The sequence below is a fragment of the Acetobacter senegalensis genome, from assembly GCF_001499615.1.
GTDB lineage: Bacteria > Pseudomonadota > Alphaproteobacteria > Acetobacterales > Acetobacteraceae > Acetobacter > Acetobacter senegalensis.
Genome location: NZ_LN606600.1, coordinates 1 through 19693, shown reverse-complemented (window position 1 = coordinate 19693; position 19693 = coordinate 1). Strand labels below are relative to the sequence as shown.

Genomic DNA, 19693 nt, shown 5'->3' with positions numbered 1-19693 from the left:
TTTGTAAAAAGAGTGAAATTTAAAAGTAAAATTACAGATGGCCAAGAAAAGGGAGGCGGGCAGAAAAGCCTGCCTCCCGTTCTGTCAGCCTGAAATCAGACGAGCTGCTGTTTCAGGGCCGCGGTCAGATCCTTGGTTGTGGCGTCGCCACCCAGATCCTTCGTGCGCAGACCACCATCCGTGATGACTTTCTTGATGGCGAGATCAATACGGTCAGCCAGATCCTGACGGCCAATGTGCTGAAGCATCATGACGGCAGCCAGCAGCAGGGCCAGCGGGTTGGCAATGCCTTTGCCGGCAATGTCCGGTGCGGAACCGTGAACGGCTTCAAACACGGCGGCTTTTTCACCAATGTTTGCGCCCGGAGCCATGCCCAGACCGCCAACAAGACCGGCCGTGAGGTCAGACAGGATGTCACCAAACAGGTTGGTGGTGACAATCACGTCAAACTGCCACGGGTTGATGACAAGCTGCATGGCGCAGGCGTCAACAATCCGTTCGTTGAAGGCAACGCGACCTTTGTATTCTTCAGCAACCTTACGGCCTTCTTCAAGGAACAGGCCGGTCAGCAGCTTCAGAATGTTGGCTTTGTGAACAATGGTTACGGTCTTGCGGTTGTTCTTGACCGCATATTCGAACGCAAACTTCACAATGCGGCGGCATTCCGCACGGGAATTGAAGCCGGAGCTCAGTGCAATGCCCTTGGGGTCTTCACCCACCGGGATGTAGTGCTCCATGGCGGCATAGTAGCCTTCAAGGTTCTCACGGAAGAGAACCAGGTCGATCTTGTCGAACCGGCCGCCGGGAACAATGGTCTTGGTCGGGCGCAGGTTGGCGAACAGGCCGAACTCCTGACGCAGTGTGACGTTAATGGACTTGAAGCCGCCACCAACCGGAGTGGTCAGCGGGCCTTTCAGTGCCAGGCCTGTGCGGCGAATGCTCTCAATGGTCTGTTTTGGCAGCGGATCATTGACCGCATCCACCCCGGCCATACCGGCCAGTTGACGGTCCCATTCAAACGGGGCCCCAACCGTATCAAGGATTTCGATCACCGATTCCACAATTTCGGGACCGATACCGTCGCCGGCGATAAGAGTAGCGGGGATGGTTTTGCTGTCTGTCGTCATTCTAGAAGCTCCCTTCACTTCGCAGCTTTTCTGCGCCTGTTCGGCTGGTGACGCGATTCCCAATTGCGTGACCAGTCGCAACTTCGCCTCTGCCTCACGCCCTGTTGAGGGGCGCGCAGGCCGTTTCAAGCCATTTTCTGGCGTCTTCAGGCAGATGTGGGCCAATCAGGGCCAAGATTTGCGCATGGTAGGCATCAAGTAAGGCCATATCTTCCGCCCCGAGAATCCCCGGATCAATCAGGCGACGGTCGAATGGCGCCAGTGTCAGCGTTTCAAACCCCATGGTGGGGCGTGCGCCTTCCTGTGTGGGGAGGGAATGCACCAGAACCAGCGTTTCCAGCCGGATGCCGTAAGCGCCGGGCTCGTAATAACCCGGCTCGTTGGAGAGGATCATGCCAGCCTGAAGGGCAATGGGGTTCGGAACCTTGGAAATACGGGCAGGCCCTTCATGCACGGAGAGGAAGCTGCCCACGCCGTGGCCCGTGCCGTGGTCATAATCCAGCCCGGCCTGCCAGAGGTCGAATCGTGCCAGCGTATCCAGCGCATTGCCGGTTGTGCCAACCGGGAAACGGGCGCGGCCAAGGCGCAGATTGCCTTTCAGCACACGGGTGAAGGTTTCTTTCAGTGGGGCTGGGGGAGTGTCCGGGCCAGTCCATACTGTGCGGGTGACATCGGTTGTGCCTTCAGGATACTGCCCACCGCTATCGATCAGATAGACCTCGTTGGCGTTCAGCGTGCGATCCGTTTCCGGCGTGACGCGGTAATGAATAATGGCTCCATTTGGGCCTGCCCCTGAAATGGCCGGGAAGGATTCACCCCGGTAGTCTGCCCCTTTGGCCCGGAACGCATCCAGCTTGGCAGCGGCTTTCAGTTCTGTGGTGCCCTGACCATCCGTATCCAGCCAGTGCAGAAAACGACACAGGGCGATGCCATCTTTCAGGTGCGCTTTACGTGTGCCTTCCTGTTCCACGGTATTCTTGCACGCTTTGGGCAGCAGGCATGGGTCAGAACTTTCCTGCACGATTGCGCCGTGCCGGGTAAGGGTTTCTGCAAACCACACGGCGTTGGTAGCGGGATCAACGGCGACAGTCCGGCCTGCAAGAGTAGCGAGAACTGCTTCCATTTTTGCAGGGTCATGCACTCGCACATCGGGGCCAAGCCATTCCCGTACATCTGCCGGGAGTTTGCTGGCCTGCAGGAACAGATCAACCGTGGCGTCCGCATGAAGAAGGGCGAATGCCAGAACGACAGGTGTGCAGGGAATGTCCGAGCCACGAATATTAAGAAGCCACGCAATGGATGCGGAATCGCTCAACACGGCCGCAGTCAGACCGGTCTGCGCCAGAGACTGACCAAGACGGACCCGTTTACTGTGCGAGTCTTCGCCAGCATAGGCCAGTGGATGAACAACAGCGGGAGCGGCAGGAAAGGCAGGGCGATCGGACCAGAGGCGGTCGATCAGATTGCCGTCTGTCGGCACCAGAGAGAAGGACTTGGCGGCTTTCTGGAAAGGCCGCAGTTCCGCACTGCTCATGATGCGCGGATCATACCCGATGCGGCTACCGGCCGCTGCATGTTTGGCCAACCACACAGAAGGCGGTGTTTGAATGATATGCTGCCGCTCCCAACAGCTTTTATCCACCTGCTGATCCATCTGGGTGATGTAACGGCCATCAGAGAACACCGCAGCAGTTTCTGGCAACACGACTGCCGCGCCCGCACTGCCGGAAAAATTGGTCAGCCATTCCAGCCGTTCTGCGCAGGCTGGTGTGTATTCCCCCAGAAATTCATCACTATGCGGAATAATCAGCCCATCCAGACCGTTCTGTTTGAGCAGATTACGCAAGGCGCTCAGGCGAGTGGCGGAAGAAGAGGGCATAAGGAACCTCGCAGGGAAGAATGTGGGGGCCGGTAAAGAAAGGCCCATGCGGTGGAAAAGCGCACAGGCCGGGAAGGGAGCGTATCAGGCGGAAGCACCATAGGGACGACGCAGCACCAGCGTGGCCCAATCCCCTTCAAGGAAAGTGTGTTCCAGCACCAGCCCCTGCCTGCGGTGTGCGGCCAGAACCATGCGGATCTGGGTGCGGAGCAGCCCTGCCAGAATGACCGTGCCGCCGGGAGCCAGATTCTGGGCAAGATCCTTGGCCATAAGGCACAGGGGGCGGGCGAGAATGTTGGCGAAGACCAGATCATACGGCGCATTATGCCGGATTTCCGGCGTTTCCCAGCCATTGCCCAGACGGCATATGAGCGAGCGGCTCAGGCCATTGCGTTTGGCATTCTCGGCAGAAACCCGCACGGACCATGGTTCGATATCCACGGCCAGAACCTTCTGATGCAACAGGGCGGCTGCAGCCATGGCCAGAATGCCGGAGCCACATCCCAGATCAAGAATGCGCCGGGGTTTGCGGTACGCAATGCGTTCCAGAGCCCGCAGGCACCCCCGGGTAGAGCCATGTTCGCCAGACCCGAAGGCCACGCCGGCATCCAGTGTCAGCACAATGCGGGTGGGGCTGGGGGTGTTTGGCAGATGGGTGCCGCGAACAACAAAATGCTGGCCTACTTCCTGTTCGGGGAAGGATTCATAGGTACGCGCCAGCCATCCCTCGGCTTCTGTCGGAACACGGTTGAGGTCTGCGCTTACGCTGCTGGTCAGTTCTGCCAGGGTCAGGGCAAGGGCGAGGTCATCATCCCGGTGCCCAACGTCTTTCACACCTTCTACGCGCCACAACGTGCCTTCCGGGTTGGCTTCAAAAATACCAACCGTGGTGCATACGCTGCCAATGGCGTTTTCATAGGCCTCAACAGCCGCTTCAGGAACAGTGACCGTAACCGTTTCAAGTGCGGTAGCGTGTCTGCGGGGAGGAGCGGCCATTAAAGTTTCTCTATGAAGGAGGACAGAAGACGCTTGGTGTCGCCACTTTCAAAGACGACCTCAAGATGGTGCCGGTCTGCACCGATAATGATACCCACGCCAAACCGGGGGTGGCGCACATGGTCACCAAGCTGGAAGGCGGGGGCTGTTTCCGCCAGAAGCGGGTCCTGCCGCCGACGGCTGGTGAGAGGCATGCCGCCTTCAAAAACCGAATCAGACAGGTTCAGGCCACGGCGCTGGGTCGCGCCCTCGTTTTGGCGGGCCACATGCTCTTCGGGCAGTTCGTCCAGAAAGCGGCTGGGCATGGAAGGCTGCCAGTTGGCATAAATGCGGCGGCTGCCAGCATGATAGATCAGGGCGTGTTTGCGGGCACGGGTAATGCCCACATAGGCAAGACGCCGTTCTTCCTCCAGCCCTTTCAGGCCGCCTTCATCCAGCGTGCGCTGTGAGGGAAAAACGCCTTCCTCCCAGCCGGGCAGGAAGACAATGTCAAATTCCAGCCCCTTGGCCCCATGCAGGGTCATGAGCGAGAGCTTGGCTTCACCTGCGTTTTCATCATGCTCCATCACCAGCGCGACGTGTTCCAGAAACTCGCCAAGCGTGCCGAAATCGGCCAGAGCGCGTACCAGTTCTTTCAGGTTTTCCAGCCGCCCCGGAGCCTCTGGCGAGCGGTCATTCCGCCACATATCCAGATAGCCGCTTTCTTCAAGCAGATGCTCCACGGCCACCACATGCCCTTCACGCGCCAGAATGTCCCGCGTGGTGGAGAGCACGTCCAGCAGTTTGCGGACTTGATCCGCCATTTTACCTTTTACGCCGCCTTCAGTCAGAAGGGCCTGCGTTCCAGCTGACAGCGGCACTTCTCTGGCACGGGCGGCGGCGTGGAATTTCTGCAAAGCGGCAGGGCCAACGCCACGTTTGGGCGTGTTAATGATCCGTTCAAATGCCAGATCATCCGCGGGCTGATGCACGGCGCGCATATAGGCCAAAGCATCCCGGATTTCCGCGCGTTCATAAAAGCGGAGGCCACCGACAATGCGATAGGGCAGGCCAATCTGCACCAGCCGTTCTTCAAAAGCGCGCGTCTGGAAACCAGCGCGTACCAGAATGGCCATTTCTGCCAGTGAGTGGCCTTGAGCCTTGAATTTTTCTGCTGCGTCACACACGGCACGGGCTTCTGCATCAGAATCCCACACCCCGGTGACAGTAACTTTCTCGCCGCGGGCGTCTTCCTTGCCGGAGCGGAGGGTCTTGCCCAGCCGTTCGCCATTATGGGCAATCAGGCCGGCCGCGGCCCCCAGAATATGCTGCGTGGAGCGATAATTGCGTTCCAACCGCACAATCTGCGCGCCGGGGAAGTCTTTTTCAAAGCGGAGAATGTTTTCAACTTCCGCACCGCGCCAGGAATAGATGGACTGGTCATCATCCCCCACGCAGCAGATGTTGGAGGGCGCGCCGGAACGTTTGGCGAGTAACCGCAGCCAGAGGTACTGAACGGTATTGGTATCCTGATATTCATCCACCAGAATATAGCGGAACAGGCGGTGATACTGGTCCAGCACATCAGGGCGTGTGCGCAGAATTTCTGTGACATGCAGCATCAGATCGCCAAAGTCACAGGCGTTCAACTGGCGCAGGCGGGTCTGATACGCGGCATAGATAGCGCGGGCATGACCGTCCGCAAAATCCGAATCTTCGGTGTCGGTTACGCGTTCGGGCGTCAGGCCCCGGTCTTTCCAGCGCTGGATCACGCCTAACAGGCCTGGTGCAGGCCAGCGTTTGATATCAATGCGCCACGGCTCCATCACCTGTTTGAGCAGGCGTAACTGATCATCCGTATCCAGAATTGTGAAGCTGTGTGTCAGGCCCACATATTCCGCATGGCGGCGCAGCATGCGGGCGCACAGGGCATGGAACGTGCCCAGCCATAGGCCTTCCGCGGGTTCGCCCAGAATAAACCCGATCCGTTCGCGCATTTCACGCGCGGCCTTGTTGGTGAAGGTCACGGCCAGAATCTGCCATGGCTTGGCGCGGCCTGTGAGCAGAATATGGGCAAAGCGGGTTGTAAGCACCCGCGTTTTTCCCGTTCCCGCACCAGCCAGAACCAGCAGGGGGCCATCGGTTGTTTCAATCGCCGTGCGTTGTTCCGGGTTCAGGCGCGCCAGATAGGACTCGCCTTCACCAGAGGACGATGAAAAAAGCGGTGAGGAGGGGTGTTCGGATGTAGTCACCTGGCTCTTATATAGTCTTGCACGCCTCAGGCCAATCGGAGTGACAGAATGGACGGCCCGTTTACGGGAGAAAAAGCAGGAACGCCCTGTGAAAAAGCGGCCGGGGCTGCGGATGGTCCTGCATTTGCCAGCACTGGCCCCAAAGGCCACCGGCAGCGCATGCGCCAACGTGTGTTGAAAAGGGGGGCGGACTCACTCGCTGATTATGAAATACTGGAAATGCTGCTGTTTCCCGGCGTGCCACGGCGGGATACCAAACCGCAGGCCAAGGCGTTGATCAATCATTTCGGGTCTCTGGCTGCCGTGCTGGAGGCTCCGGCAGAGAGTCTGAAAAAACAGGGCGTTGGTCCACTTTCCACAAGGCTGCTGACACTTATGCCCGCCGTGGCGGACAGCATGGCCAAGCCTGAAGAACAGGTGCGCGTTGTTCTCGGCAGTTGGGATGCACTGCTGCAATATTGTGATGTGCATTACGCCAGACTGCCTGCAGGCCAGATGCGGGTCTTGTTTCTGGATAGCCGGAATCAGCTTCTGGCCGATGAACAGGTGCCAGATGAGGCTGAGACGTCTGCTTCTCAGCCTGCTGCAAGCAAGGCACAGACTGCCAAGGCGATGGAAGAGGCATTACGGTCTGCTGTTGCGTTTCTTTTGCAGCGAGTTCTCGCAGTGAACGCCTCTGCCGTGATTACCATAAGATTGACGCCAGTAACGCTGGAGCCCGATCGTCAGATGGCGGCCGATACACCGTTTGTGCAGATGTTGCTGAAAGAGGCCCCGCTGTTTGCTGTGGATGTGCACGATCATCTGGTTCTGAAAAAGGGGGAATGGCGTAGCTTCCGGCTGGTAGGGCAGGAGTGGTGAAGAAGACGCCCGCTTTCAGGAAAACAGGAAGCACAAAGTCTGTGACCCCTAAGGGCAAAGGCTTTGCCGATATGGGTCCGGCGTTACACGGCATGAAGCCCGTGGAACTGCCCTTTCTTACGCGCCTTATGGGGTATGAGCCTGATGGTGGTGACACACCAGATGCTCCAGCCCTTGATGACAAGGAGATTCTGGCGCGTCTGATTGCGGCTGTCGCGTCGCGCTCTATCAACCCGGATGATCTCGCCGTGGCACTCCTGCAGCGTTTTGGATCGTTGGCGGCAACCATCCGTGCGTCCTTACCGGACATGGAGGAAGCCACAGGCGGGAACAGTCTTTTGCAGGTTTATTTCCTGCTGGCGCATGAAGCGGGTATCAGGCTGCAACGTGCCCGGCTTATGCGCAACAACGTGCTGGCGGATAAAGATCAGCTTTACGCCTACCTTCGGGCTATGCTGGCGCAGGAACTGGTGGAGCAGGTGCGGGTTCTGTTTCTGGACGCGCACCGCTGCCTTCTGGCTGATGAAATGCAGGGACGCGGTACAGTGGACCATACACCGGTCTATCCCCGGGAAGTTGTACGCAGGGCGTTGGAGTTAAAAGCGGTGGGTCTGATTCTGGTGCATAATCACCCCAGCGGTGATCCTTCGCCTTCGCAGGAAGATATCGCCATGACGCATCGCATTGCCCAGGCCGCCAGTCTTATGGGCATAACCGTCTTGGACCATGTGATTGTTGGCGGCTCACGTCTGGTCAGTTTGAAGGAAGAGGGACTGTTCTAAGGCCCGACTTCCTTCAAGCAGTCAGGACGATACCGTTTCTGCTGATGTTTCGGTCACTTCCTCGGGCGTGGACTTTGTAGCCAGAGGGCCCAATGCATCCTGAATGCCAAGTTCTCCGGGCAGGCTCCCAAACGGGAAAATGCAATTCACATGGCCCATCTTGCGGCCGGGCCGTGCTTCTTCCTTGCCATATAAATGGGGCAGCAGACCGGGGGTGCCGATAATCTGTGGCCATAGCGCCATGTCGTCAGGCCCGATCAGATTTTTCATCACAGCATCGGAATGACGGATGGCGGGAGGAAGCGGCATACCTGTTACGGCGCGGATATGCATGTCAAACTGATCGACCGGGCACGCATCCATGGTCCAATGGCCCGAATTATGTGGCCGTGGTGCGATTTCATTCACCAGTAGCGCACCGGTGTGGTCCAGAAACATTTCCACACCCAGAATACCCACCAGATCAAGTTTTTCTGCAATGGACACGGCCAAAGCCTGCGCTTGGGCACTGATGGCAGGTTCAACGGGGGCCGGAGCTAATGTGAGGTCGAGAATCCCATCACGATGACGGTTCATGCCCGGATCAAAACAGCGGACGGTGCCATCTATACCGCGCACGACCATCACACTCAGTTCACACGCAAAATCCACCATGCCTTCTGCTACCAGCGGATGCGGAGCAAGCGTATTGAAAGCAGTTTCAAGGTCCGCAGGGTGATGAATGCGGCTTTGGCCTTTACCGTCATATCCGTTGCGGGTGGTTTTCAGGATAAAGGGCAGGCCAAGTGTTTCTGCCGCCGCATGGAGAGACGCACGATCCGTAACCGCATGCCATGGCGCAAGCGGGATGCCATTTTCCGTGAAGAACGTCTTTTCCGCCAGCCGGTCCTGACTGATGCGAAGAATATGGCCGGAGGGCCGCACGGGACAGTATTGGGAGAGACAGTCCATGGCGTCGGCGCTGATGTTCTCGAATTCGAACGTCACTACATCCACGCCACGGGCGAAGGCGTCCAGTGCTTTCAGATCATCATACGCGCCGAGGGTAACGCCGTGCGAAACCTGCGCTGCAGGGCTGTTGGGGTCTTTGGTCAGAATATGCGTTCTGAAACCAAGCTTGGCCGCGGCCATGGCGGACATACGGCCCAACTGGCCGCCCCCGACAATACCAATAACGGCATTCGGGCCAAGAGGAGCACTGGCGGAAGTGGAGGGAAACGGGGTCATTCTTCGTCTGTCATGGGAGTGTTGGCAACGGAGGCCGTTTGCAAAGCACGCCAGGCTTCAAGCCGTGCGGCAAGTTCCGGTTCCTGCAACGCCAGAATGGCGGCCGCCAGCAGAGCAGCGTTTTTGGCGCCCGAAGAGCCAATGGCCAGCGTTCCCACCGGAATACCACCCGGCATCTGAACGATGGACAGTAGACTGTCCATGCCTTTCAGGGCACGGGATTCCACCGGAACACCCAGCACCGGCAGGCGTGTCCATGCCGCGCACATACCCGGCAGATGTGCAGCGCCCCCAGCGCCGGCAATAATAACCGAAAGCCCGCGCCCGGCTGCGCTTTTGGCATAATCAGCCAAACGGTCTGGCGTGCGGTGTGCCGAGACAATCAGGGTTTCATGCGGAATTTCAAGTTCAGTCAGAATGGCATCCGCATGACGCATGGTGTCCCAGTCTGACTGGCTGCCCATGATAATGCCCACTTTGGGTTCGGGAGTGGTGGTCTGGCTGGTGGCTGCGGGCAGGGGAGAAGTTTCGCTCACGGTGGGGTTGCGTCCAGTATCAGGAAAAAACGGTCAGGCAATATCATCGGGGATAAGCTGGCTTTCAAGCCATGCAATCCGGTCACGCAGCAAAAGTTTGCGCTTTTTCAGTCTTTGGAGATGAAGCTGATCTATTGGCGCGGGGTCCTGCGTTAACCGACTGATGATGGTGTCCAGATCACGATGTTCACTGCGAAGTTCATGAAGCTGGCCGAGCAGTGAATCGCGGTCTTTCAGCATGTTACTTGGTCTCCTGCACGACGAATCATGTGCCGATGAATAGGGCAGTGTGGGGCGCTTCAGCCGTATTGGGTTCAGTCTTGCGCATGTTCAGAATGGAAACCAGCGGCAAAAAGCAAAAAAACAGATATGACCATAGCGCATACCTAAAATGCCTGCCTCATGAAAAAAACATGAAAAATTCGCCGGAGCGTGCGTTACGGTATTATGACCATCAACCGAATGGAGGCAGCGATGACGCTCCTGTCGAGGATTGAAAGTCTTAAATCTCGCCACTCACGGATTGATCAGCAGATCTCTGCAGAAGGGGGACGACCCCGACCTGATGCTCGGGTTCTCATGACCCTCAAACTCCAGAAACTTCGTCTCAAGGAAGAAATCGAGCGCCTTTCTTCCTGATGAGGCTCAGGCTCCATAAAAGAGCTATCTGGTCGGCCTTAAAAGCCGACCAGACCAAGGAATGATCAGTCTTCAACCTTGCTTTCATGCTCATGCGGTTCGTCCAGCATGGGCGGCGGCTGCGGAATTTCCTGCCCTTCACGTTCCAGACGCAACGTGGCTGCTGTTACGGCTGCATTCAGATCGGTCTGGCTGCACAAACCAATGGTAACCGGATCACGCGGTTTGATGTTGGGAGTGTTCCAATGCTGCTTGTTGCGCACCTTGGCGATGGTGTCCTTGGTGGTACCCAGCAGTTTGACAATTTCCTGATCCCCCAACTGCGGAAAATTACGCAGCAGGAAGGCAATGCCATCCGGACGATCATGCCGTTTGGCAACAGGTGTATAGCGTGCCCCTTTTGAGCGACGCTTGACCGGATTGCCAGAGGAAAGAATTTTTAGTTTTGCGTCCGGGTTGGCTTCACATCGGCTGATTTCTTCCTGGGTCAACTGGCGGTTGGCAATGGGGTCATACCCGACAATTCCCTGCGCAACCTCACCGTCAGCAATGGCCTGTACTTCCAGCGGGTGCATGCCACAGAATTCGGCAATCTGCGTAAAACTCAGGGCTGTCTTTTCAATCAACCACACGGCGGTGGCCTTGGGCATCAGCGGTAGGGTCGTCATTGGTTCCATCCTGTCGTCGGGCGGCGCTTGCGCAGGCACCGGAGAAAGTGACGGTTCGGAAACCTGTCCGAAGGCCCGCGTGCCTGCCGGCGCGCATGAGTTGGCGACGATATGGGCGGACCGCCCCGCATAGGTCAAGAAGCAAATGCATCAAACAGAAAAGGAGGAGCCTGAGCCCCTCCTTTTTGTGCTGGTTCTTGATGGAAAAATTACGCAGCCGCTGCGGGAAGCTCCGGCGCAGGGCTTGATGTGTTGGCTCCTTCGGCTGCTACCGGAGGGTGCACAACTGGAGCGGGAGCAGATGCTGCGGACTGAACCGGGATACGGCGCGGCTTCAGGGCCTCCGGCATGATCTGCCTGACTGATATCCGCAAAAGACCGTTGTTCATTTCCGCGCCGGTTACCTCTACATGATCAGCCAATGCGAACCGACGCTCGAACGCGCGACGGGCGATGCCTCGATGCAGAATTTCCCCTTCATTCTGCGGCTCGCTGACGCGACCAGAAACAACCAGCGTGTTGTCCTGCACAACAAGTTCAATATCATCAGGGCCAAAGCCAGCCACAGCCATTGTCAGGGCGTAGCTGTCATTTCCGGTCTTGGCGATGTCATAGGGTGGGTAGCTGGGGGTAGCCGTGTTCCGGGCTGCGGTATCCATGACCTGCGCCAGTCGATCAAAGCCGATAGCGGTACGGAACAGCGGTGCAAAATCATAGCTCATAAGAAAACCTCCTCGTTCAGCAAGGTCATGCCGGAGTTTGAACTGGCCCCCTTACGGCAGGCCTCTCCGGCGGATCTAGTGGTGTGATGAAACCCCATGCCGGGCGTTTTCATCACAGCTAAACGTGGAAAACCCCGCTCCCTGTTTCAAGGGGCGGGGCTCCAGATTTTTCATACGACCTGAAAGAAGGTGGCGTATTACTTTGTGCGGGTACCGATACCAGCAAAGCGCTTGTTGAATTTTGCCACCTGACCCCCGGTGTCCAGCATACGCTGCACGCCTGTCCATGCCGGATGAGACTTGGTGTCTACGTCCAGACGCAGGGTGTCGCCGGGTTTGCCGTAGCATGACCGAGTCTTGTATTCGGTGCCATCGGTCATGATGACGTTAATTTCGTGATAGTCAGGGTGAATGCCGGGTTTCATGATGAGTCTTTCTGTTCAAACAAAGCTGTCCCGATGCCGACCGGGCTATGCGTGCCAGTGCATATACCCATCTGTGCGGGCGGGATCAACAACTCTTCCGCAGAAACCTGAATATTGGCTGTGGTGAAGGGGATTTTGGTGTTATAACGTTTAACGGCATGGCAAAAAGGTATCAGGGGCAGGCGGAAATTTACCGCATTTTTCCTTTTTTCTTGTGAAATACCACGCAACGTTGGTACAGACACGCATTATTGTAGATGTGAAGGAAAGCACTGCTGTATGGCTGACATTAAATCTCGGGTGCATACCCCTACCTGGGTCTCCGAATTCCGCGCCTTTATTATGCGTGGCAACGTGGTTGATCTGGCCGTTGGTGTGATTGTGGGTGCGGCGTTCACCGGCATTGTCAACAGTCTGGTGAAGGACGTGTTCAACCCCCTTATCGGTCTGCTGATTGGCGGGATTGATTTCTCCAACCTGTTTGTCACCCTCAAGGGGCCGCATCTGGCCACGCTGGCAGAAGCCCAGAAGGCTGGCGCTGTTACCATCAACATCGGCCTGTTCCTGAACACGGTCATCCAGTTCCTGATTACGGCTCTGGTGATCTTCTGGGTCGTGAAGGCGCTGACCCGCCTGCATGTGCGTGAAGAGGCTGCTCCGGCTGAACCGCCGCCGCCCACCAAAACGGAAGTTCTGCTTGAGCAGATCCGTGATGAGCTTGCAGCCCGCAAGGTCTGATTTCTGACACGCATTCCTGCGTGAAGAGATTATTCCCGGAAAGGCGGATATGGGCTACGCTTCCTATATGAAGCGCCCTATGTCTGCCTTTCCGTTTTTTTTACGCCGTTTCCGCGGCCTATGCTGCACCATGGTGGCCGTGAGCCTGTTGGCTGGGTGCCAAGCCCCCATGGCAGCGGTCAAAATAACCCCCACACCAACCACGCTGATATATAGCTATATCATCGCCCACGGCATGGCGCGGGGAAGAGTGATGTCCGGCGACCTTGCGCCACAGGACGTTATTAGACTGGCTCAAGCAGATCAGATGGCGTTGCTGAGTGTGCTGATGGCGGAGAAGGAGCCTTCTAGAATAAATGTGAGGATTTATTCAAATAGAATAAAAGAATATCTATCGGAAATTGAAAATTAAAAATTTTGAAAAAGTATGGATTCTTCATTTGAAAATATTATTTTATTACAAAATAATCCAAAATCCTATGATTTCGAGCCGTGGGATGTCTGTCCTGATCTCTGTATGATAAAAATATCGCGGGTTTAAAGATTGTCTGCCGTGTCAGACATGTGGAGGGTTCTAAAAACCCCTTGGTTTTGAGTACGTATCTGTGATTCCATGCCTCCTATGGTGATTGGGAGGATAAATCATGAAGCCGCCGGGTTTCTTTGATGTTGAAGAGCGGCTTGCTCATTTGAGCGGGCTGGGGAATCAGCTTGAAGCGTTTTTCCCGTACTGTGGATTTTGAGGTGTTCCGCCCTGATCTTGATCAGGCTCTGGCCTGTTCGGATGGAAGCAAAGGCGGGCGTCCGCTATTTGATCCGGTTCTGATGTTCAAGATCCTGGTGATCCAGACTCTGAACAATTTGTCTGATGAGCGAACAGAATACCTGACAAACGACCGGCTCTCCTTTATGCGTTTCCTTGGTCTGGGGCTGTCGGGCCGGATACCGGATGCCAAAACGGTCTGGCTCTTTCGCGAGCGTCTGACACAGGCGGGTGCGATCGGTGGCCTGTTCAATCGCTTTGACGCAACGCTGCGGAACGCTGGTTATCTCCCAATGTCAGGCCAGATCCTGGACGCAACGCTGGTGGCTGCTCCAAAGCAGCGCAATACCAACGCGGAGAAGACGGATCTTCGGGTGGGACGGATCCCTCAAGACTGGCAGGACAAACCCGCAAAGCTGTCCCACAAGGATCGTCATGCACGCTGGACACTGAAGTTCACGAAAGCAAAGCCTCAGGACGACGGAACCATGCCGTTCAGCGATCTCGCTATCCCGTTCTTTGGCTATAAATCGCATATTTCCATCGACCGGAAGTTCCGGTTCATCCGGAAATGGAAGACGACGGATGCGGCCGCCGGTGATGGTGCGCGATTGAGAGAAGGGCTGTTGGATAAAACCAATACGGCTTCAACGGTCTGGGCTGACACCGCCTATCGCTCGAAAGCGAATGAGGACTTCATGGACAAAGAGGGTTTCGTCTCAAAGGTTCATAGGAAAAAGCCACATCTCAAGCCTATGCCCTGTCATATCCAGCGGTCCAATGCGCGCAAGTCCGTTATCCGGTCTCGCGTTGAGCATGTCTTTGCTGATCAGAAATCACAGATGGGATTGTTCATACGCACCGTCGGTATCACACGGGCCACCATGAAAATTGGGCGGGCTAATATCGTCTACAACATGCGCCGCTTTCTCCTACTGGAGCGGATCAGCATCACTGCTTAGAAAACCAGAGGATAAGGATAATATTTCCCTCTTTGCCCCAGACCCAGAGCGAAAGTCATCACCCAGAACCATCAATACCTGCTCGTTGAGCCCAAAATTAGAACACTGCGGCCTCAATCAACGGCTCTTTGATTTCTTCACCTTGGATAGAGCCGTATACTGACAAATGATAACTAGTAAGTTGCAAAGAAAACAATTTCACATTAGGTTGTGTAACCTATTCAAAGATACTTTCTGAGGGAAATTCATGAAGAAAATAAACAAAAGATTTGTTTTGAGCGCAAAAAATGATACCTATATAAAAGCAACACCACAAAAGCATTCTAGCCAGCTAGGGCATAATGAAAAAATATTTATAGAAAAAGATACCCATATAGAAGTGACTCTCTTGGCAGATATTGGAGATTACTATTTATCACAGCATGCTTTGGTAAATGGGAAGAGAGCAAAAAAAAGCATAAAATTTTTATTCAAAAATCACTGGGGTATAATGCGTAACAAGAGTGTGTCTAATGATATATTTGCGCGCAAATCTTTTGTAAGATTTAAGCGTTCGTTATAATGTATTGTGGAGGATGCGGGAGTGCGTATGTTTTTTTTATTATGCATTGCTCTAATTAGTGCGACCTTTACTTTTTATCCTAATATAGCATGCGCTGCTCCTGAAGAAACTCTTAGCTTAAAATATACTCTTGATAAAAAAAGTTTTAATTTTCAAAAGAAAAATGTTTTTTCTTTTCCAATAAAAGGAGATATTCGTCTCCTAGGTATAAAGGGTTCTTTTTATACAAAAACTGTGGGATCTATAAATAGGCAGCCGCAGTCCGTTTCGTTGTTTACTATTTCCTATACAAAATCCCTAAACTGTCCACAAAATGGCACTGTTATAAATAGCTATGAAGAGTATTTCAGTAAATATAAACAGAAAATAATTTCTTCTTCTGTCGTAAAACAATCTCATTTTGGAATGGAGAAGATGGATATAAATATAAATTTCAAGAGAGGTTTCGATATTAGCTTAGGGAATGGAGGGTGTATACTTATGTTGTTTGACGGAACTGATTTTTCTAACAGGATATATCATATGCAGTCTAATGTTAATTTGATTTATACTCCTATACGGGAAAAAGATGTAAATATATTCTATAATTCTGGCTTGGACGCTGAATTTACAATATCTCCATCTTACAGGAAAAATTCTTTAAATGCATATTCTGTTATCCCTGTATCTAAAGAAACAAATTTAAAGCCTGGCAGTATATTTGATATATATGGGAATGTGTCTTTTGCACCTCCTCGGAGTTTTGGTAATTTACCTTTAAAAAAATGGTCAATAAATTCGTATATCTATATATACAAAAATGGAAGCTGTGATAGAAAATTCCCAAATCATAGGAAGCAAAAATTCACTTGGAATGACAGATCAATGCAGAATGGAAAAATAAATTCTCCCTTTTTAGATAAAGATTCCGAAATTATATTTAATAAAAAATTCTCTTCAAAGGGTCTAAATCAAATTAATGAACAAATTTTCGTTAAAAATTTACCTGTTGAGATAAAAATGGGGGACTGCATTGTTTTTGCTTTAACTCCTAGTGTCGATAGCGATGATGTAAGCAACATCAACGCAGAAGATCAAATTAGAGTTTTATCGTCGAGCAAGATACAACATTGAAGAATCCCCATGGGATGCTTGGAGAGATCAAAAAATAGTAGTTTGAAGTCTTTTGGGCCCAATGATCGGTAGTTCTTCAGGGTGTGGGAGTGTCAGGAAATTAGTGTTTGGGACACGTTTATATGTCCTGATTACCGGTTTGCGTGTTCAAAACGTTCCCTAAAGAGAATGGCGAACTGTGTCTTTGTGACGCTTCATTCCCTTGTGGGTATGATCCACTCTTTTCCTGCCCGATTCAAGGCCGGAAAGAGCAGTTTGAGGGTAGCGTCGTCATTTTTTTCTTTTGCATCAAATGCCCAAACAGGAAATTTAGGATGGACCTGAAAGTGGTGCATATTGTAGACGGTACTAGGGATAATCGACATTCAAGCGCTCCAGGTCATGGCTGCTGCGAGATAGATGAAGCCTATGAAATGGATGGTTCTGCGATCGTAGCGCGTTGCGAAACGACGAAAATGTTTGAGCTGGAGGGATCGAAGAACCGTTAATTGGTTCTTTTTTTGCGTGTTGCTTGCTGGTTTGTTGACCTGATTTTCACTCTGCGTTTTGAGCAGAGTGAAGGTCTCATGCTCTGGATTGCTACGCTGCGGCGTTAATTCGCTCCAGGAGGAGAAAGCGGCGCATATTATAGACGATATTGGCCAGCCCGATCCTCATGGTGGCTCGCGTTATGCCTACGGTTCGTATGAACAGTCCTGTCTGCGCTTTCTGATCGGCAAAAACATGCTCGACACGCGACCGAATAACGGACTTTCCTGCATTCGATTTCTGGATATGTCGTGGCATGGGCTTGAGATGAGGCTTTTTCCTGTGAACCTTCGAGACAAAGCCATGCTTTTCCATGAAATCCTCATTGGCTTTTGAGCGGTAAGCTGTATCTGCCCAGACATCAGACGCCGTATTGCTGTGATCAAGAAGCCCCTCACGTAGTCTGACACCATCGCTGGCGGCGGCATCCGTCGTAACCGGCCGTTCTGTGCCGCCTTGATTATGCGGCCTTTTTGTGAAGCGTATTCGCGGGTTGCCAGTTCCATGGCAACAATTCGTGGAGGCGGTTGATCTTGTGTTCGTTGATGCGGGCGAGAACATCGGCGAGGTAATCGTGCGGGTTGAGGCCTGAAAGTTTTGCGCTTTCGATAAGCGTCATGGCATCAGCGATGTTGTCGCCCCCGGCGTCTGAACCGGCAAACAGATAGTTTTTCCGCCCGACGCATACCGGTCGTATGGCCCGTTCGGCAGGATTGTTGTCGATGGCAACACGACCATCTTCGAGGAAGAGGGTAAAGGCTGCCCACCGGTTGAGCGCATAACGGATTGCTTTTGCCAGTTCCCCCTTGCCAGGGATACGGGCGAGCTGTGTTTCGCACCATGCGTGGAATGCTGTGACACGAGGGCGGCTTTTTTCCTGTCGGACAGCCAGACGATACGGAGCAGGAGACCCGGTGAGCTGCCGCTCGATATCGTAGAGTTCCCCGATCTGCTCGAGTGCTTCCCTTGCGATTGTCGAATCACTGCCCTTCCAGACATCATGGAAGGCCCTGCGGAGATGAGCCCAGCAGGCCGCTTCGCGCACATGCACGGTTCCCGTTGCATCGGGTTTATACAGATCCCTGAACCCCGCGTAGGCGTCAGCCTGCAGAATGCCCCGGAACTGTGCCAGATGGGTCTGGGGATTGATCCCCTTGCGATCGGGAGAGAACCAGTAGGCCACGGCGGGCGGATCACTCCCGCCCCAGGGGCGGGGATCGCGCAGATAGGTCCAGATCCGCCCTTCCTTCACACCACGTGGTTTCCCAGCCTGGCGCAGACGGGAATCAAGAACCTGGATGGGTGTATCATCGGCATGCAGCAGGTCTGCCTTTACGACATCCTGACGGATCAGATCTGTGAGAGGACGCAGAACGGCAACGGCCTGACCACACCAGTCGATCAGGGTTGAACGGGGAATGTCCACACCCTGACGGGCAAAGATCTCGTTCTGACGATAAAGCGGGATATGGTCATCGAATTTCGAGACCAGGATATGGGCCAGAAGCCCGGGGCCAGCCATCCCCCGTGGAACAGGGCGCGACGGTGCTTCAGGCTGCACCATCGTTTCGCAATGGCGGCAGGATTTCTTCAGCCGTGCCGTTTCGACAACTTTCAGTTTTGCCGCAATAAAGTCCAGTATTTCGGTGACATCTTCGCCTACAAGACGCAGAGGACCGCCACAGGCAGGACAGGCCTCACCCGGGTCGAGAACAATACGCTCCCGTGGTGTCGTGTCAGAAACCTGTGGTTTGCCACGCTGCCGTGGGGGAGAGACTGCATCATCGCTGACATCATGCTCCCTGATATCAGGAGAAGGATCGGCTGCCGCGATGGCGATTTTTACATCTTCAAGGAGCAGTTCGAGCTGTTCAATCTCACGGTCTATCTTTTCTGAACTGGCCCCGAATTTCTGTTTCTGAAGGCGTGCGATCCGGATTTTGAGAGACTGGACAAGAGCCTCATACGCACGGGCCGACGCAGAAAGCCGGGCCACTTCGGTCTGCAGGGAAACAATCATTTCCCTCAGGATATCCGGATCATCAGGCAGGACCACGGGTGCAGGCGTCATTATGAAAAAATAGCAGAAAATCTAAGAAAATTCAAAAGGTTCTACACGATCACGCCATAAAAATCAGGCTACGCGAGACGGTGGTGCAGACCAGGAAGGGCGTCTCCACTCCATGCCTTCCCACAGCATGGCCATCTGTGCTGTCGTCAGGCGTGCAACGCCCTCTGCCGGAGACGGCCATGGAAAACGTCCCTTCTCAAGCACCTTGTAATAAAGACAGAACCCCTGACCGTCCCACATCAGAAGCTTGATCCTGTCGCCACGGCGACCACGAAAAGCAAAGAGCGCCCCTGATGTCGGGTTCTGACGCAGCACGTCCTGTGCCAGTGCTGCCAGACCCGATATGCCCTTGCGCATATCGGTCACCCCGCAGGCCAGATAGACACGCACGCCGTTGCCCACGCCAATCATGCCGTCTCCGCAATCTGGATGACCCGGGCCAGAAGATCTTCGGCAGGATGTCCCGTCACCCTGATACTACGGCCATTGCGCAGCACTATGGCCAGTTCGTCAGGTCCACCGCCAGATGTCACAGCAGGTGTCGTCACTGAAGCAACAGGAATAAACGCCACAGACTGATCTGGCGAAGATAGTCTTTGACGGAATGAACTCCGCCATTGGTAAAGGTGTTGGCGGGTCAGGTCATGCCGACGTGCCACATCCGATACACTCGCTCCATCCACACCAACTTCAGACAGTATCGCCAGTTTGCGTTCATCCGACCAGCGGCGACGGCGTTCAACACCAATCAGGATTTCCTGGGCCATTCTTACCTCTCAAATGACGTCAATAACGACGTCGTTAACGACGGTAAGTTACCAGTCACAATCTTTAATCATAAGGCGGCCTCAAACGGCCGGTTA

Annotated in this window: 21 protein-coding genes and 2 pseudogenes; 8 read left to right on the top strand and 15 right to left on the bottom strand. The window is 54.2% G+C overall.

The features are described from left to right. Window positions 1-95 precede the first annotated feature (95 nt). From ASN_RS00105 to ASN_RS00090, 4 genes are all read right to left on the bottom strand, one after another. A complete protein-coding gene (locus ASN_RS00105; RefSeq protein ID WP_006557089.1) occupies window positions 96-1127 on the bottom strand; it encodes an isocitrate/isopropylmalate dehydrogenase family protein in 1032 nt (343 codons plus the stop codon). A 94-nt stretch (window positions 1128-1221) separates the two neighbouring features. Next, a complete protein-coding gene (locus ASN_RS00100; protein ID WP_058986875.1) occupies window positions 1222-3006 on the bottom strand; it encodes an aminopeptidase P family protein in 1785 nt (594 codons plus the stop codon). A gap of 84 nt (window positions 3007-3090) precedes the next feature. Further along, window positions 3091-4002 carry a 50S ribosomal protein L11 methyltransferase gene (locus ASN_RS00095; RefSeq protein WP_058986874.1) on the bottom strand — a complete coding sequence of 304 codons (912 nt, stop codon included), beginning with the start codon at window positions 4000-4002 and terminating at the stop codon, window positions 3091-3093. Continuing rightward, the gene (locus tag ASN_RS00090; RefSeq protein ID WP_197603311.1) at window positions 4002-6233 is read right to left on the bottom strand and encodes an ATP-dependent helicase; all 2232 of its coding nucleotides are present in this window, start codon (window positions 6231-6233) and stop codon (window positions 4002-4004) included. The genes ASN_RS00095 and ASN_RS00090 overlap by 1 nt, the downstream gene beginning before the upstream one ends. Before the next feature lie 48 nt (window positions 6234-6281). Here ASN_RS00090 and ASN_RS00085 point away from each other — a divergent pair, with 48 nt between their 5' ends. Both ASN_RS00085 and ASN_RS00080 read left to right on the top strand, forming a co-directional pair. Beyond that, a complete protein-coding gene (locus ASN_RS00085; RefSeq protein WP_058986873.1) occupies window positions 6282-7094 on the top strand; it encodes a JAB domain-containing protein in 813 nt (270 codons plus the stop codon). Window positions 7095-7135: 41 nt separating this feature from the next. After that, window positions 7136-7876: a JAB domain-containing protein gene (locus tag ASN_RS00080; RefSeq protein WP_082666758.1), complete on the top strand. Its 741-nt coding sequence runs from the start codon at window positions 7136-7138 to the stop codon at window positions 7874-7876. A gap of 21 nt (window positions 7877-7897) precedes the next feature. Here ASN_RS00080 and ASN_RS00075 read toward each other — a convergent pair whose 3' ends face one another. From ASN_RS00075 to ASN_RS00065, 3 genes are read right to left on the bottom strand one after another with little or no spacing between them, the layout of a single operon-like run. Continuing rightward, window positions 7898-9103, bottom strand: a complete 1206-nt coding sequence (locus ASN_RS00075; protein ID WP_058986872.1) for a 5-(carboxyamino)imidazole ribonucleotide synthase — start codon at window positions 9101-9103, stop codon at window positions 7898-7900. Further along, window positions 9100-9639 carry a 5-(carboxyamino)imidazole ribonucleotide mutase gene (gene purE / locus ASN_RS00070; RefSeq protein ID WP_081939114.1) on the bottom strand — a complete coding sequence of 180 codons (540 nt, stop codon included), beginning with the start codon at window positions 9637-9639 and terminating at the stop codon, window positions 9100-9102. Before purE ends, ASN_RS00075 begins: the two co-directional genes overlap by 4 nt. A gap of 33 nt (window positions 9640-9672) precedes the next feature. Next, window positions 9673-9879, bottom strand: coding sequence for a YdcH family protein (locus ASN_RS00065; RefSeq protein WP_006557097.1), 207 nt, complete (start codon window positions 9877-9879; stop codon window positions 9673-9675). A gap of 234 nt (window positions 9880-10113) precedes the next feature. Between ASN_RS00065 and ASN_RS00060 the strand changes: the two genes are divergently transcribed. Beyond that, complete coding sequence (locus tag ASN_RS00060; RefSeq protein WP_081473503.1) at window positions 10114-10278, top strand: YdcH family protein; 165 nt, start codon at window positions 10114-10116, stop codon at window positions 10276-10278. A gap of 65 nt (window positions 10279-10343) precedes the next feature. On the opposite strand, the gene ASN_RS00055 is transcribed toward ASN_RS00060, so the two are convergent. The 4 genes from ASN_RS00055 to ASN_RS19355 form a co-directional block, all read right to left on the bottom strand. Next, window positions 10344-10946: a DUF1013 domain-containing protein gene (locus ASN_RS00055; RefSeq protein ID WP_039903101.1), complete on the bottom strand. Its 603-nt coding sequence runs from the start codon at window positions 10944-10946 to the stop codon at window positions 10344-10346. Window positions 10947-11155: 209 nt separating this feature from the next. After that, complete coding sequence (locus tag ASN_RS00050) at window positions 11156-11668, bottom strand: Hsp20 family protein (protein WP_058986871.1); 513 nt, start codon at window positions 11666-11668, stop codon at window positions 11156-11158. Window positions 11669-11865: 197 nt separating this feature from the next. Then, complete coding sequence (rpmE, locus tag ASN_RS00045) at window positions 11866-12093, bottom strand: 50S ribosomal protein L31 (protein WP_006557103.1); 228 nt, start codon at window positions 12091-12093, stop codon at window positions 11866-11868. Continuing rightward, a complete protein-coding gene (locus ASN_RS19355; RefSeq protein WP_157765065.1) occupies window positions 12090-12338 on the bottom strand; it encodes a hypothetical protein in 249 nt (82 codons plus the stop codon). Before ASN_RS19355 ends, rpmE begins: the two co-directional genes overlap by 4 nt. Before the next feature lie 34 nt (window positions 12339-12372). Here ASN_RS19355 and mscL point away from each other — a divergent pair, with 34 nt between their 5' ends. From mscL to ASN_RS19345, 5 genes and pseudogenes are all read left to right on the top strand, one after another. Beyond that, window positions 12373-12831: a large conductance mechanosensitive channel protein MscL gene (gene mscL, locus ASN_RS00040; RefSeq protein ID WP_006557105.1), complete on the top strand. Its 459-nt coding sequence runs from the start codon at window positions 12373-12375 to the stop codon at window positions 12829-12831. Window positions 12832-12880: 49 nt separating this feature from the next. Next, entirely contained in the window at window positions 12881-13243 is a 363-nt protein-coding gene (locus ASN_RS00035) for a hypothetical protein (protein WP_058986870.1), read from the top strand. A 229-nt stretch (window positions 13244-13472) separates the two neighbouring features. Then, window positions 13473-14556 (top strand): annotated as a pseudogene (locus ASN_RS00030) (IS5 family transposase). Between the two features lie 247 nt (window positions 14557-14803). Next, window positions 14804-15118 carry a hypothetical protein gene (locus ASN_RS19350; protein WP_157765064.1) on the top strand — a complete coding sequence of 105 codons (315 nt, stop codon included), beginning with the start codon at window positions 14804-14806 and terminating at the stop codon, window positions 15116-15118. A gap of 21 nt (window positions 15119-15139) precedes the next feature. Continuing rightward, complete coding sequence (locus ASN_RS19345; RefSeq protein ID WP_157765063.1) at window positions 15140-16231, top strand: hypothetical protein; 1092 nt, start codon at window positions 15140-15142, stop codon at window positions 16229-16231. A 579-nt stretch (window positions 16232-16810) separates the two neighbouring features. On the opposite strand, the pseudogene ASN_RS00020 reads toward ASN_RS19345, so the two are convergent. The 4 genes and pseudogenes from ASN_RS00020 to tnpA all read right to left on the bottom strand — a co-directional run. Next, window positions 16811-17194, bottom strand: a pseudogene (locus ASN_RS00020) (transposase); the annotation flags it as partial. A gap of 25 nt (window positions 17195-17219) precedes the next feature. Further along, a complete protein-coding gene (gene tnpC, locus ASN_RS00015; RefSeq protein WP_058986868.1) occupies window positions 17220-18830 on the bottom strand; it encodes an IS66 family transposase in 1611 nt (536 codons plus the stop codon). Window positions 18831-18893: 63 nt separating this feature from the next. After that, the gene (tnpB, locus tag ASN_RS00010) at window positions 18894-19241 is read right to left on the bottom strand and encodes an IS66 family insertion sequence element accessory protein TnpB (RefSeq protein ID WP_010510701.1); all 348 of its coding nucleotides are present in this window, start codon (window positions 19239-19241) and stop codon (window positions 18894-18896) included. Continuing rightward, complete coding sequence (tnpA, locus tag ASN_RS19120; protein WP_058986867.1) at window positions 19238-19597, bottom strand: IS66-like element accessory protein TnpA; 360 nt, start codon at window positions 19595-19597, stop codon at window positions 19238-19240. The genes tnpB and tnpA overlap by 4 nt, the downstream gene beginning before the upstream one ends. Window positions 19598-19693 lie beyond the last annotated feature (96 nt).

Bases quoted from the DNA above. Each gene is read 5' to 3' on its own strand.
- ASN_RS00105 (WP_006557089.1), bottom strand. From the start codon at position 1,127: ATGACGACAGACAGCAAAACCATCCCCGCTACTCTTATCGCCGGCGAC.
- ASN_RS00100 (WP_058986875.1), bottom strand. From the start codon at position 3,006: ATGCCCTCTTCTTCCGCCACTCGCCTGAGCGCCTTGCGTAATCTGCTC.
- ASN_RS00095 (WP_058986874.1), bottom strand. From the start codon at position 4,002: ATGGCCGCTCCTCCCCGCAGACACGCTACCGCACTTGAAACGGTTACG.
- ASN_RS00085 (WP_058986873.1), top strand. From the start codon at position 6,282: ATGGACGGCCCGTTTACGGGAGAAAAAGCAGGAACGCCCTGTGAAAAA.
- ASN_RS00075 (WP_058986872.1), bottom strand. From the start codon at position 9,103: ATGACCCCGTTTCCCTCCACTTCCGCCAGTGCTCCTCTTGGCCCGAAT.
- ASN_RS00065 (WP_006557097.1), bottom strand. From the start codon at position 9,879: ATGCTGAAAGACCGCGATTCACTGCTCGGCCAGCTTCATGAACTTCGC.
- ASN_RS00060 (WP_081473503.1), top strand. From the start codon at position 10,114: ATGACGCTCCTGTCGAGGATTGAAAGTCTTAAATCTCGCCACTCACGG.
- ASN_RS00055 (WP_039903101.1), bottom strand. From the start codon at position 10,946: ATGACGACCCTACCGCTGATGCCCAAGGCCACCGCCGTGTGGTTGATT.
- ASN_RS00050 (WP_058986871.1), bottom strand. From the start codon at position 11,668: ATGAGCTATGATTTTGCACCGCTGTTCCGTACCGCTATCGGCTTTGAT.
- rpmE (WP_006557103.1), bottom strand. From the start codon at position 12,093: ATGAAACCCGGCATTCACCCTGACTATCACGAAATTAACGTCATCATG.
- mscL (WP_006557105.1), top strand. From the start codon at position 12,373: ATGGCTGACATTAAATCTCGGGTGCATACCCCTACCTGGGTCTCCGAA.
- ASN_RS00035 (WP_058986870.1), top strand. From the start codon at position 12,881: ATGGGCTACGCTTCCTATATGAAGCGCCCTATGTCTGCCTTTCCGTTT.
- ASN_RS19350 (WP_157765064.1), top strand. From the start codon at position 14,804: ATGAAGAAAATAAACAAAAGATTTGTTTTGAGCGCAAAAAATGATACC.
- tnpC (WP_058986868.1), bottom strand. From the start codon at position 18,830: ATGACGCCTGCACCCGTGGTCCTGCCTGATGATCCGGATATCCTGAGG.
- tnpB (WP_010510701.1), bottom strand. From the start codon at position 19,241: ATGATTGGCGTGGGCAACGGCGTGCGTGTCTATCTGGCCTGCGGGGTG.
- tnpA (WP_058986867.1), bottom strand. From the start codon at position 19,597: ATGGCCCAGGAAATCCTGATTGGTGTTGAACGCCGTCGCCGCTGGTCG.